We start from the raw sequence: 14,713 nt of genomic DNA, 5'->3' as shown, positions 1-14,713 counted from the left end.
CATGATGAAAACTAGCCTGCACACATTGTTTACTTTAATGGCCCTGCTGGCCCTCTGCGGTAGCGTGCAGGCAGAGCCATCTGAAAAGATTGTTTACAAGCAGATCGGCGACGTAGACCTTTCACTCCATATTTTCTATCCGGAAAAGCACAAGCCTAGTGACCAGCGCCCGGCCATGGTATTTTTTCATGGAGGCGGTTGGCGCAAGGGGCACCCCAGCCAGTTCTATCGGCAGAGCCAGTACCTTGCGGAAAAAGGCATGGTTGCGATCAGCGCAGAGTATCGCCTGTCAAATAAACACGGCACCACCCCGAAAGAGAGCCTGAAAGATGGCAAGTCCGCGATTCGCTGGGTGCGTGCTCACGCAGCTGAACTCGGTATCAACCCGGATAAAATTGCTGCGGGCGGTGGCTCTGCCGGAGGTCACGTTGCAGCGGCCACCGGCACTGCAACAACCATCGAAGAGGCTAGTGACGACAAAACAATCAGCCACTACCCGCAGGCATTGGTACTGTTTAACCCTGTATTCGACAACGGCCCCGGCGGTTACGGACACCAGCGCGTACAGAGCTACTGGCAGGACTTCTCCCCCCTGCACAATGTGACTTCGAGCACCCCACCCACTCTTGGACTGTTCGGTGAAAACGACACGGCCATAAGCGTGCGCTCGGCAATGAAATTCGATGAGCGCATGCAGCAGGTGGGCAGTTACCGCAAAACGGTTGTCTACAAAAACCAGCCACATGGCTTTTTCAATGAAGTCAAATACACCGAAACCCTCGCGGAAATGGAGCAATTCCTGGTTGCACAGGGGTTCCTCGACGCCGAAGTACAGGGGCGGGCATTTTATATCGATGCGGAGTCTGGCAGCGACCGTCACTCTGGTTTGTCACCTGAACAGGCCTGGGCGTCACTGAAGAAGGTCAATCACCAGCAGTTCAGCGCCGGTGACCGTATCCTGTTCAAGGCGGGCACTGTTTACTATGGGGCGCTGGAGCCCAAGGGCAGCGGCAACGCGCTGAATCCGATTGTGATTGACCGCTATGGCCAAGGCGCCAAGCCGCTGATCCACGGCGAAGGAAAAAAACCGCACACCCTACTGCTGCACAATGTCGAACACTGGCAAGTGAACAATCTCGCCATCACCAACAAAGGCAAAAGGCCCGCACCGCGCCGCCGCGGTGTGATTGTGAGTGCTGAGGATATCGGTGAACTGCACAATATCGAGCTGAAAGGCCTAGAAATTTACGACGTAAACGGTGTACTGGAAAAGAAGAAGGGTGGCGGTAGTGGCATCCTTATTCGCAATCAGGGCAAACAAGTTCCGTCGCGTTTTGTCGGTCTAAAAATTACCGGTAATCACATTCACCATACAACACGCAATGGCATCAATTTCCTATCCAATGCCAGCCGCGATCATTGGTTCCCCAACTTACAGGTAAAAATAAAAGACAACCTCATTGAGCAGGTGCCCGGTGATGGCATTGTGGTAATCGGCAGTGATGGCGCACTGATTGAAGGCAATACCCTGCGGGACTTCCCGGATATTCTTCCCGAAGGCGATGCCGCTGCCGGTATCTGGCCCTGGAGCTCAGACAATACCGTTATCCAGTTTAACGAGGTCAGTGGGCACAAGGCGAAATGGGATGGACAGGGCTACGACTCGGACTTCAACTCCATCGGCACCATCATTCAATACAACTACAGTCACGATAACTACGGTGGCTTCTTGTTGGTCTGCAACAACGGCTTCAAATACAAGCAAGACATCAATATCGGTACCATCGGTACCATTATTCGTGGCAACGTCAGTATCAATGACGGCATTCGCCCCTACCCCACTCATCGCGGTGTGTTCTCGCCCACCTTCCATTTGACCGGGCCAATTGATAACACCCGCATCTACGACAACATCATTATTGTGCCCAGCAAGCCAGAGGGCGTTGATAACACCCTTATTGCAATGGACGACTGGGGAAAGGCCTGGCCACGCAAAACCCTTTTTGAGAATAACCAGATTTACTTTGAAGGCGATTTGAAAATTGATTTACGCGAAGTCACTGATATAGAGATCCGCAACAATCAATTTTCCAAACCGGTTGTGAACGCGGACCCGCAAAAGAATAGTTTCGAGCAACCTGAACCATTTAACCTGGAAAACTTGAAGGCAAAAGCCCTCGAGATGATAGAACGGAAGAAAAATGAAATATAAAAAATTGCTAGTGGCCACCCTTCCCGGCCTCATTGCCCTCTCGGCATGCACGGATGAGAAAAATGTAGGTATCGCCAAAGCCGAAGCACCGGCGGAGTACTGGCAAGACCTGAGTGTGTACCGTGTCAACACGGAAAAGCCCCACGCTACGTTCATCAATTACGACAGTGCCGACAAGGTCGCTGGCGACGACTATTCCAGTTCACCCTACTACCAATTGCTGAATGGCGATTGGGAGTTCTTGTGGTCTCCCAATCCCGCAGCCGTTCCCGCTGGCTTCTACAAAACGGACTACGATTCTTCCGCCTGGGATCGCCTCCCAGTACCGGCCAACTGGCAGATGCACGGGTATGACTATCCGATCTATACCAATATCGAATACCCCTTCCCGAAAAACCCGCCGTTTGTACCGCAGGATGACAACCCGACCGGGGTTTATCGCAACACCTTCTCCATCCCCGAAGGCTGGGATGAAAAGCAGGTGTTTATACACTTTGGCGGTGTGAATTCGGCATTCTTCCTGTGGATCAATGGCCAGGAAGTGGGCTATAGCGAAGGCTCCAAAACACCAGCGGAGTTCAACATCACCCAATACCTGACCTCCGGCGAGAATGTCATGGCGGTGAAGGTCATTCGCCACAGCGACGGCAGCTACCTGGAAGACCAGGACTTCTGGCGCGTGAGCGGCATCGAGCGAGATGTCTATCTACACGCGACCGAAAATACCTACGTACGCGATTTCTTTGCCAAAACTCGCTTGAGCGACGATTACCAGAATGGTGTGCTGGACCTTGCGGTGGATATCGCCAACAAAGCGTCTTCTGCCCAGTCCGTAAAGGTCACGATCCAACTGACCGATGACCAGGGCCAGCAAGTCGCCTCCCGCGAGCAAAAGGCAATCCTGCTTGCCGGTGAAGAACTCACCATCAATGAACTGGTCGAAATTCCAGACGTAAAACGCTGGTCCGCAGAAACCCCGAACCTCTACCAGCTGACGATTGCCACCGAGTACGAAAATGGCAACGCCACCCAGTACATCGGCGAATCTGTTGGCTTCCGCTCTATCGAGCTGCGGGATGGCCAGTTCCTGGTAAATGGTGAGCCGATCCTGTTCAAAGGGGTAAACCGACACGAGCACGATGATCGGACGGGCCACGTGGTTTCCCGTGAGGACATGCTCGCCGATGTGAAGATGCTGAAGGAGCACAACATCAATGCGGTGCGCACCTCGCACTACCCGAACGATCCCTACTTCTACCATCTGGCCGACAAATACGGTCTGTACGTGGTGAACGAGGCCAATATCGAATCCCACGGCTTCCACTATGCACCAAAAGACACCCCGGCAAACAAGCCCGAATTTGAAGGCATGCATCTGGACCGTCTGGAGCGCATGGTTGAGCGCGACAAAAACCATCCGTCCGTTATTTTCTGGTCCATGGGCAATGAGGCCGGCGACGGTATCAATTATGTGAAGGGCTACGACTGGATCAAACAGCGGGACGACTCGCGCCTGACCATGTACGAACGCGCCGAGCAAAAATCCAAATACACCAAGGACACTCGCCCCCACCAGGACGCAGTTACCTGGATGTATGCGCAGATGGACCGCATTGAAAAAGAATATTTGAATCAGTACCCCAACCGTCCGTTCTTCTGGTCGGAATACTCTCACGCAATGGGCAACAGTACCGGTAACTTTAAAGAGTACTGGGACCTGGTGCGCAGTGAGCGCCAGGTACAGGGCGGATTTATCTGGGACTGGATGGACCAGGGCCTGCTCAAAAAAGACGAACAGGGCAACGAGTTCTGGGGCTACGGCGGCGACTTCGAACCGGAGGGTGTGTACAACGATGGTAACTTTGTACTGAACGGCCTGGTAAACCCGGACCGCACACCGCATCCCGGCCTGTTCGAAGTGAAAAAAGTCTACCAGGAGCTCCACTTCTCCTGGCAGGGTAACGCCGAGTTCGCCCTATACAACGAGCGCTTCTTCGCGGACTCTTCTGATCTTTCCGTCGAATGGCGACTGATCAAGGATGGACAAGTGGTTGGCACCGGCCCAGTCGAGGTTGCCGCAGGCCCACAGTCTAGTCAGGCCTTCAGCCTGAACAAGGCTCTGCCCACTCTTGAAGCCGGTGCCGAATACTTTATTAACTTCTACGCCCGCGCCAAAAACGAGCAACCACTGATTGCGCAGGGACATCTGCTAGCCAGCGAACAGTTCTTGCTGCAAGAAGGTAACGAAATGGTATTCGATCAGGATACGGCCGGCGAAGTGGCTTTGGCACAATCCGACGAGGCAACCACGGTGACCGCCGGCGATGCCATTCTCACCTTCGATCCATCGGGCTACCTTGCCTCTTACCAGTTCCAGGAAACTGAGCTGGTGAAAGAGCCGCTGAAGTTCAACCTGTGGCGCGCGCCTACCGATAACGATTTCGGTGGTAAGAAAAATAACTTTGTACAGCGCGCCAAGGCCTGGAAAGACGCTACCCTGAACCAGTCTGCCAACGGCATCAAGGTTATTGCTTCAGAACCGAATCTGGTCGTTCTGGAGCAGCAGGTTGAACTGGTAGATGCCGAATCATTCGCCGACTACCGCTATACCATTAACGGCAAAGGTGAAGTCAAGGTAGACGTCAGCTTCCGCTTTGAAGGTGGCAAGAGCGAAGGCAAGCAGTACAGCTCGATTCCCCGTATCGGCTCCAACTTCCAGATGCCGGTTGAGTTTGATCAGGTCACCTACTATGGCCGCGGCCCCCACGAAAACTACTGGGACCGCAAGACCTCTTCGTTTATCGGCATCTATCAGGGTGTCGTAGAAGATCTGGCCTATGACTATATTCGCCCACAGGAAAACGGTAACCGCAGTGATTTGCGCTGGGCCGCACTGACCAACAGTGCCGGCATTGGCCTGAAGATTTCGGGAACCCCATCCTTTGATTTCAGTGCCCACCACCAGCCACTGAGCGATTTTGACCCCGGTATTGAAAAGGCCCAGCGCCACTACACCGACATCGTCAAACGCGACCTGGTCAACGTGAACGTGGACTACAAGCAGACTGGTGTTGGCGGTGACAATAGCTGGGGGGCGATTGCGTGGGAGAAATACCAACTGCCCGCACAAAATTACAGCTACTCGTTCCTGCTCAGCCCGATTAGCCAGGCGCCAGTCTTCGGTGACGAACACGTGATTGAAATTGGTACTCACAACAAGCTATAAGCTTCGCGATCACGTCTCAGGGGCTGCCGGTTTGGCGGCCCCTGTTGTGTTCCACTCCAACCCACTTTGAACGGGAATTTCTAGCGTGATTAAGCAACGTCTCGCGGCACTCTTGCATACCAGTCGTATCCGTCATTTCAGCCGCATCGCCCTCTTCACACTATTTTCGGCAACCGCCAGCGCAGAGGCTGAAAAACCCAATTTCCTGTTCGTAGTGGCAGACGACCAGAATGATTTTATCGGTGTAATGAACAGTGAAACGGGCGTTCACACACCGAATATCGATAAGCTCGCCAATCAAGGGACACTGTTTACCAACGCACATTCCAATGCCCCCGTTTGCAGCCCATCCCGAGCCAGTTTCCTGTCCGGCATCTACCCTCACCGTTCCGGGCACTACAACTTTAATAATTGGCGCAAAAACCCCGTACTCAATCAGTCAAAAACCCTGATGGAGTTCCTGTCGGAACAGGGCTACCACACCACGGGCGCCGGCAAGGTGATGCACCATCAATGGCCCAGTGCCTGGGACGAATACGACATTCGACCAGACTACACACCACTGGCATTTAACGGAGAGAAGGTCACACAGCACCCCGGTGTTCCGGCACCCTACGGAAAACTGGTCGGCCCGCTGGATTCAACCTTTGCCCGCCTGTCCAACGTTCCTCACGTAAAGCCCGGCAACGGAAAGCCTGGGCACGAAGGCTGGTACTACGGCGGTTTCAAAAAGCCCTTCCAGTACACCGATGAGAATAACCACGACCCGCTGCCCGACGAGATGTACGCACAGTGGGCGGCAGACAAGATTCGCGCTTTTGACAACGACGGCCTCGACAAGCCGTTTTTTATCAGCCTCGGTTTTATCCGGCCGCATACGCCACTGGTTGTGCCGGATCGTTTTTTTGAGCAATACCCACTGGACACCATTCGCCTGCCAGAACTACTCGAGGGCGATGACCAGGACACCCACTTTGAAAGTATCTTCGGCGCGAAAGAATCCAAGGGCCGTAAACACTACCGCTTGCTGATGGAATCCTTTCCGGATAAAGAAACCGCGTTGAAGCGGTATTACCAGGCGTATCTGGCCAGTGTTTCGTTTATGGATGAACAGCTCGGCAAAGTAATGGTCGCGCTCGCAGAAAGCCGCTTTGCGGACAACACGGTGGTTGTGTTTACCAGTGACCACGGTTACAACCTGGGCGAAAAAGATAACCTGTTTAAAAACAACCTCTGGGAGCGCTCCACCCGCGTTCCGCTAATCGTGTTTGATCCGCGCATGAAGGGCGGGCAAAAAGTCGATGCAGCCGTTAGTCTGATCGATCTGTACCCGACCTTTAAAGACCTCGCAGGGTTAAAGGGGGACAACAAAAAAAGCCCTGCTGGTGGCGAGCTTAACGGGCTCAGCCTGGTTCCGCTGATGAATGGCACAGAAACCCGACCGCGAACTGCACTTACCGTAGTGAAAACAGACAAAGGGAAGCCGAATTTTTCCCTGCGCAATCGCGACTGGCGCTACATCCTGTACGGCAATGGCAAAGAAGAGTTGTACCACAACCGAATGGACCCGCAGGAGCACCACAATCTCGCCGATGATGCTGACTATGCAACACAAAAAGCCAGCCTGAAGGCGAACCTGTTGGCGCAAACCGCGGACGCCCGATAGTGAGTATCGCAGCAGTGTCGACTATTCGGGGGTTGCTCGCTGTACTTGTTCTGGTTGCCATCCTGCCCGCGAACGTGGCGGCGGCGCCACTGCAAGAGCCCCGGCAGAATGTCCTGTTCATTCTGGTCGACGACCTGAACGACTATATTGCAAGCATGGGGGGGCACCCCCAGGTACAAACCCCAAATATCGATCAGCTCGCCCGCCAATCGGTGCAGTTCAAACACGCCTATACCAACGTACCAGTGTGCTCCCAATCCCGCAGTAGCCTGTTCACCGGCGTGTACCCGCACGACTCCAGGGACTTTGGCTGGACCCGTATGGACCAGCAGTTTGTTTTGCGGAACAACAAAACCTTTCTGCACCTGTTCCGGGAAAACGGCTACCAGTTGCTGGGCACCGGCAAGCTTCTGCACAACAACATCAAAAATCTTTGGGATAAATGGGGCGTACCGGAGCGCTTGAACTACGGCCCCCACGCATTCGATGGTACCCGTATCACCGGGCACCCCTCGGTCCCGGAGCCCTTCCGCAGCATCAATATCGTAGACGGCTCATTTGCGCCGCTGAACGATGTACCGGAATTCTCCGGTAGCGCAACGGAAAGCACTCACACTGGTTGGGGCTTCCCACGCCTGCCATTTCGTTATGTCAATGAGACAGACCGCGACCTGCTCCCGGACGAGGCCCACGCGGTTTGGGCGAGCGAACAAATTCGTCAGTTGGATCAAAGTGATAGCGCACAGCCCTTTTTTCTCGGGGTTGGCTTTGTACGGCCACACACACCGCTGTATGCGCCCAAACGTTTTTTTGACCTGTACCCCCTCGACGAAATCCAACTCCCTCCAATCAAGGGCGGTGACCTGGAGGATACCTTCTTCCAAAGCCACTACCCACCAGACCATATCGGCTTTCATTATTTCAACGCACTAAAGGCATCCTATGGTGAAGACAACGAGGGGTTGCGCCGGGTTATCCAGGCTTATCTGGCCTGTATCACCTTTATGGATGAGCAGGTCGGCAAGGTTCTGCACGCACTCGAACAGTCTCGCTTCCGCGACAATACGACGGTCGTGTTGACCAGTGACCACGGCTGGCAATTCGGTGAGAAGAACTTTCTCTATAAGAATTCTCCGTGGGAGGAAAGCACCCGCATACCGATGCTGTGGAAAGTGCCTGGCCTGACAGCTGCGGGCCAGAGCATTCAACAGCCAGTTTCCCTGATCGATATTTTCCCTACATTCAGGGCACTGTTTGCGCTCGAAGGGAGCCACTCCAAACGTGCTGGTGCCGGCCCGGTAGGCGGCCATAGCCTGCTACCACTGCTCGACCGTGACCCAAAGACTCTCTGGAGCGGGCCACAAGGTGCCCTGACCGTGCTCGGTGCAGAGATCAACCAGCCTATCGAGGGCCTGGGTGTGCGTTTTAACCGGCAAGTGCCCTGGCACATCAAGATTATTGCCGACCTCCCCCAGGAATACGTGTGGCAGCAAACCTACAGCTATCGCACGGAAGACTGCCGCTACATCCGCTACCCCAATGGCCGCGAAGAGCTGTATCACCACCGCAGCGATCCCAATGAATGGCATAACCTGGCCGGCGAGCACGACTATCAAGCGGTACGGGAAGACCTCAAGCAACAGATGTTCGCATTGATCAACACGAACCGGTCTTAGCACTTCGCCCTGACAGATAACAAACATAACAACGGGATAGATCCCTGGAGAACCCACCATGTACTGGCGCCTGCTTGTATGCGTAATGATGATTGTTCTACCTGCTCATGCAGAGCAATTGTCCCCCAATACCCTTTCTCTGGATGGCGAATGGCAAATTCTGTTTGATGACGCTGGGAAAAGCCGTGCGGGAAAACTTCACCTCAATGAAAATTTCGAGCGGCACGCAGACGTACGCAGCATTCAGGTGCCCAGTGTGTGGGAGCGTATCGAGCGCGACTATGAAGGTGTCGCCGTCTATCGCAAAGGTTTCGACATCAGTGAAACATGGCAGGACAAGATCGTTCACCTGCATTTTGATGCTGTTAACTATCGCGCAGAGGTGTATCTGAATGATCAGGTGGTCGGCGTGCACGAAGGTGGCTTTACCCCCTTCTCCTTCCGCGTAGATGCACTACTCAAAGCCGGCGAACGCAATGTACTGACCCTGCGGGTAGTCGGCCCCATCCTGCTCGATACCGATAAAGTCATCGATGGCGTGGGTGCCATGGAAACGCCGCAATGGCGCGGTGGTATTACCGGCGGTATCTGGCAGTCCGTGCATTTGGAAGCCTCCGACAAGGCATTTATCGACGACCTGTTTGTCAGCCCGGAGATGGCCACCGATCGCGCGCTGGTTGCATTGTCGCTGGTCAACTACGACGAGCACTATCACCGCGATGACATTGAGCTGGTGGTGCGGGAGTTTGGTTCCAACCGCATCGTCGGCAAGACACGCCTTGAGCACCGCACGCAACCGGGCAAGAGCCAGCTGAATACAGCAATCGACGTCCCAAAAGCAAAACGCTGGTCACCGGATACACCGAACCTCTACACGGTAACCGCCAACATCTCCCGCAATGGGGTACTCAGTCATTCGGTAACCGAGCGCTTCGGTTTCCGCGAGTTCAGCATCAACAACAACCGCTTCCAGCTCAACGGCGAAGACATCTATGTCAAAGCGGTCTTCCTTGAAGGCATCTACCCGGTTGGGGTCGCCGCGCCCGCGGACCTCGAGCTGGCGCGCAAGGAGATCCGCATGGCCAAGGAAGCGGGCTTCAATATGATCCGCCCCTGGCGCCGCCCACCGCCGCCAGAATGGCTGGACCTGGCCGATGAAATGGGCGTGATGGTCATTGGCTCCCCGGCACTGGAATGTATGGATTTGCCGGTAGACACCCCGGACCTGCCGCGCCGAGTTCTGTTCGAGATCGAGCAGACCATTGCCCGCGACCGCAACCACGCGAGCATCGTGATGTGGGAGCTGTTCAACGAGCTACGCCGCCCAATCCTCAAGCAAATGATGGCAGAAACCGCGATGATGGCCCGGGATACCGACCCGAGCCGCCTGATCCTGGATGAATCCGGTGGCTGGGCCTTCGGCGCCAAGGTATACCTGCCCCGCTCTCGTGAATTCACCTACTTCAATGATGTACACACCTATCCGGGCCCCAACATGACGAATGCCTGGTATGACAAATTCCTCGGTGTGGGCCATACCGCGGAGGCGCGCAAGCAGCTGGGCATCCAGGGCAAGCCCATCGGCCACAACCTGAAGCCCGGGGTCACCAGTTTCGTGTCGGAGCTGGGTTACGGAAGTTACGTGGACTTCGACCCGGTAAACGCGCGATTTGAACGTGAAGGCAACCCAATATTGCCCGCTACCCGCTACCACAAACAGCTGGGCGAACAGCTGTCGGAAGTGATCACCGGCCAGCTGTCCCATGTATACGCCTCACCGCAGGCGTTCTATCGCGAGCAGCAACACATTCACGGCCTCGCCAATGCGCGCATGATCGAGGCCACCCGGGCCAACCCGAACATCACCGGCTACTGCGTACACGCCCTTACCGGCGGAGACTGGATTATGGGTGCCGGCATTCTCGACCTGTGGCGCAATCCCAAAGGGGCCGTTTTCGACTTTACCCAGGCCGCAAACCAGCCCCGTATCCTTTCTATCCGTACCTTCCCACGCAATGCCTATCAGGGCGATACCATCGACCTGCAGGTGACCGGCATCAACGACCTTAGCGCAATCGAAGGGACGCTCACCATCGACGTCACCGATGCCAGCGGCAATACCGTCTGGCGCACGGAAGAATCCGTGGAGTATGCCCGGGCAGTGAGCCAACTGTTCGAGCACCGCCTGCCGACTGAGCAACTCAAAGGCAGTTACCAGATTACTGCGACCATCACCCACAACGGAAAAACGGTCGCCCGCAATCGTCATGGCTTTGATGTATTTGCCGTGCAGGCACCGGCCACGGCCCCCGTTGCCATTGTCGATCAAACCGGACGTGTGATGCCGTTTCTGAACAAATACGCCATCCAGCACCAGCCTTTCGGCAAAGACACAGATCTCACCACACCCGTCCTTGTGGCCATGGCAGATCGCGAGGGTGACGAGCAGACAGCCATTCGCGATCAACTGAATGCCTTTGCCCGTCGCGGCGGCACGGTGGTCTATTTGCAATTCCCGATGCAACGGCCGAAGTGGAACCACGGCGTACTGAGCAAAGGGACCAGCAAGTATCTACCGGTAGAGGTGAACATAAAGGCTTCAAGTGGACTGTGGGGCGGCATGTCCCACGTGGTTGGCCAGCATCCAATATTTGACGGCCTGCCACAAAACCAGGCCATGTATGGAGCCTACGAAAATGTACGGGCCAAATTCTCCATGGTAGACCTGCCCCACACCTCGCTGGTTACGGTGGTTGCCAATGACAACTTCCCGGATATGACGTTAATGAAACGACATTACCAGGGTACCGGCGATGTGTGGACGGGAAGCGACCTGTCTGAAGTCCCTACCGGCAAAGGCAGAATTGTTTTAAGTACGCTGGATCTGATTCCACACATCGGCAAAGACCCGGTTGCCGATGTCATTACCAACAATTTGATTGGATTTTACGGGCAAGAGTAACCAGCCGAGTAAAAAGCATGGTTACGTGCGGATAAATAAGAACATTACAAAACAGAAAGCTCGGAGTGTTAGCACCGCTATGACAGCCATTAATTTCGTACTGAATGGGGAAGATCGCGAGGTTGACGATCTTGACCCCAACACCCCACTGCTATGGGTACTACGGGACCGTCTGGATATGGTCGGCACCAAGTTTGGCTGCGGGCGCGGCCTCTGTGGCGCCTGCACCGTGCATTTTAATGGCAACGCCATGCGCTCCTGCCTGTTGCCCATCTCCGCCGTTGCCGGGCAAGAGATCACCACAATCGAAGGCCTTGCAGAGACGGATGACAGTGGCAATGAACAGCTCCATCCACTGCAGGACGCCTGGATCGCCTCCGATACACCACAATGTGGTTACTGCCAGGCCGGACAAATTATGACCGCCGCGGCACTATTAAAAGCAAATCCGAATCCATCCGATGCGGATATCGACAATGCCATGGCCGGCAACCTTTGCCGCTGCGGGACCTACAAGCGTATTCGCCAGGCGATTCATACTGCGGCAGAGAACTCAGTACCAGGAGGTACCGGAGAATGAGCGAGTACTCCGAAATCGATGACCTGATCCCCGATGTGGACATGCCGGCGGAGTTTGTGGAACGCATTAACCGGGCACCGGCGGAGATCACCGACGAGGCTGAGACATTTATGCCCCGGCGGAACTTCCTGAAGCTGACAGGTATTGTCGGTGGCGGCCTTGTTCTGGGTTTCGCCCTCAGCGGTGCACCGCGCACACTGGCCGCACCAAAAGGCACAGAAGCGTCTACCGACACCGCCTTTACCTCGAACGTCTTTACCCCGAATGCCTACATCCAGATAAAGCCTGATGGCACCATCGTCATTGCCGCAAAGAACCCGGAGATTGGGCAAGGGGTAAAAACGACGTTGCCGATGATCATTGCCGAAGAACTGGAAGCCCCCTGGGAATCCGTCAGCGTGATCCAGTCCGACATCGATGCCAAACGCTTCGGCCGGCAATCCGCCGGTGGCTCCCAGTCGACACCGCGCAACTGGCGTCCACTGCGCCAGGCAGGAGCCGTCGCCAGGGAAATGCTGATTGCTGCCGCGGCGAAAACATGGGGCGTGAGCAAAGCACAGTGCTTTGCCGATCAGGGTTTTATCGTAAACCGCGAAAACAACCGCAAACTCAGTTACGCCGAACTGGCCGGCACAGCAGCAGAGCTGCCGGTACCCAACGGCAAAAAGGTGCCGTTGAAAAAACGCAGTGACTACAAGCTGCTGGGCACCTTCGTACCCGGGGTAGACAACCACTCTCTGGTTACCGGCAAGCCCCTGTTTGGTATTGACCAGAAGCTCCCCGGCCAACTCTACGCAACTTACACCAAGTGCCCGCAGTTCGGCGGCGGCGTAAAGCAGGCAAACCTGCAGGAAATTAAAGCGCTACCGGGTGTAGTAGACGCCTTCGTGATCGAGGGGAACGGCATACAAACCGAGCTACTTTCCGGCGTTGCCATTGTCACCAAATCCACTTACGAAGCATTTCAGGCCGCAAAGGCGCTGCGGGTAGAGTGGGATCTGAGTAGCGCCGCAACCGACTCATGGGAAGATATCCAGCAAAAAGCCAGCGCGCTCACCGACAAGCCCGGCGCGGCGAAGAAGAGCAAGGGCAGTGTTGACAAGGCTCTCGCTACGGCCCACAAAACCGTCAGCGGTTATTACACTTACCCATTCCTTGCGCACGCCAATCTTGAACCGCAAAACTGCACGGCCTGGTACCGCAATGGGAAAATGGACATCTGGGCACCCTCTCAGACACCGCAGTCTATTCCCGGACTCGTGTCTTCCGCCGTAGGTATTCCTGCCGAAGACATCACCGTGACACAATGCCGCATCGGTGGCGGCTTTGGCCGGCGCCTGATGAACGATTACGCCTGTGAGGCAGCCGCTATTGCCTACCGTACCAAGGCGCCCATCAAGTTAATGTGGAACCGGGAGGCGGATACCGCCCATGATTTCTACCGGGTGGGAGGGTTCCACAAACTCACCGGTGCGCTGAACGCCGAGGGTACACTCACCGGTCTGCGCGACCGAACTATCACCTTCTACCCAAAGGACGCCGACGACAGCCGGCCTGTGCGCGCAGGTAATGCCAGCTCAGGCAACCTGCAGTGCCCGGAAATCCCCAACCTAAGCATTGAGGCCCACCCACTCCCCCTACAAGTGCCCACCGGTTGGTGGCGGGCACCCGTGTCCTGCTCACTGGCCTGGGTCTACCAGAGCTTTATTCACGAGCTGGCAGTAGCGGCAGAGCGGGACCACCTGGAATTCCTGCTGGAACAGTTCGGCGCACCGCGCTGGACGGGCAGACGGCGAGCCGGGGATTTCAATACCGAGCGCGCCATCGATGTCGTCAAACTGGCCGCAAAGAACGGTGACTGGGGCCGCCCACAAAAAGATGGGCAAGGCCGCGGCCTCTCCTTCTATTTCAGCCATCTGGGATACTTTGCCCAGGTAGCCGAGGTAACCGTCGACGAACAAAATAACGTGAAAGTAGACCGTGTAGTTGTAGCCGGTGACGTGGGTATGCTGCTGAACAAAAGTGCCGGAGTGAACCAGGTGGAAGGTTCCGTGACAGACGCACTCAGCGTGCTCGCAGGACAGGAAATCAGCTTTGAAAACGGCGCTGTACAGCAATCGAATTTCGATACCTACCCGCTTCTGCGGATGCCTGCACAGCCAAAGATCGAGGTACATTGGCTCTCCACCCAATATCCCCCAACGGGATTAGGCGAACCCGCATTCCCGCCCCTGGCAGCCGCGGTCACCAACGCCATCTTCGATGCCACCGGTAAGCGGATTCGTACCATGCCGATTAGTAAAGAAGGATTTAAAGTAATCTAAAATAGTATTCGATATATTCGATTCATAAAAAATAAAAGCCCCTCCCAGGGAGCGGAAGGGGCACTGC

General features: G+C 55.4%; 7 protein-coding genes. All 7 read left to right on the top strand.

Annotated elements, in window-relative coordinates; all coding sequences use genetic code 11:
- Position 1 precedes the first annotated feature (1 nt).
- The 7 genes from LCM31_RS08920 to LCM31_RS08890 all read left to right on the top strand — a co-directional run bounded on the left by LCM31_RS08920 (position 2) and on the right by LCM31_RS08890 (position 14,646).
- A complete protein-coding gene (locus LCM31_RS08920) occupies positions 2 to 2,212 on the top strand; it encodes an alpha/beta hydrolase fold domain-containing protein (RefSeq protein ID WP_224869276.1) in 2,211 nt (736 codons plus the stop codon).
- Positions 2,202 to 5,438 (top strand): glycoside hydrolase family 2 TIM barrel-domain containing protein, encoded by a 3,237-nt coding sequence (locus tag LCM31_RS08915; protein ID WP_224869274.1) that lies wholly within the window; start codon positions 2,202 to 2,204, stop codon positions 5,436 to 5,438. Before LCM31_RS08920 ends, LCM31_RS08915 begins: the two co-directional genes overlap by 11 nt.
- 85 nt (positions 5,439 to 5,523) lie before the next feature.
- Positions 5,524 to 7,104, top strand: coding sequence for a sulfatase (locus LCM31_RS08910; protein WP_224869272.1), 1,581 nt, complete (start codon positions 5,524 to 5,526; stop codon positions 7,102 to 7,104).
- Positions 7,104 to 8,780, top strand: coding sequence for a sulfatase (locus tag LCM31_RS08905; protein WP_224869270.1), 1,677 nt, complete (start codon positions 7,104 to 7,106; stop codon positions 8,778 to 8,780). The genes LCM31_RS08910 and LCM31_RS08905 overlap by 1 nt, the downstream gene beginning before the upstream one ends.
- A gap of 58 nt (positions 8,781 to 8,838) precedes the next feature.
- Positions 8,839 to 11,742 (top strand): glycoside hydrolase family 2 protein, encoded by a 2,904-nt coding sequence (locus LCM31_RS08900; protein WP_224869268.1) that lies wholly within the window; start codon positions 8,839 to 8,841, stop codon positions 11,740 to 11,742.
- A gap of 79 nt (positions 11,743 to 11,821) precedes the next feature.
- Positions 11,822 to 12,322 carry a (2Fe-2S)-binding protein gene (locus LCM31_RS08895; RefSeq protein ID WP_224869266.1) on the top strand — a complete coding sequence of 167 codons (501 nt, stop codon included), beginning with the start codon at positions 11,822 to 11,824 and terminating at the stop codon, positions 12,320 to 12,322.
- Positions 12,319 to 14,646, top strand: a complete 2,328-nt coding sequence (locus tag LCM31_RS08890) for a xanthine dehydrogenase family protein molybdopterin-binding subunit (protein WP_224869265.1) — start codon at positions 12,319 to 12,321, stop codon at positions 14,644 to 14,646. Before LCM31_RS08895 ends, LCM31_RS08890 begins: the two co-directional genes overlap by 4 nt.
- Positions 14,647 to 14,713 lie beyond the last annotated feature (67 nt).

It is taken from the genome of Microbulbifer agarilyticus, assembly GCF_020171345.1.
Taxonomy (GTDB): domain Bacteria; phylum Pseudomonadota; class Gammaproteobacteria; order Pseudomonadales; family Cellvibrionaceae; genus Microbulbifer; species Microbulbifer agarilyticus_D.
Note: the sequence above shows the minus strand (reverse complement) of the source record. Positions and strands in the feature narration are given on the sequence as shown.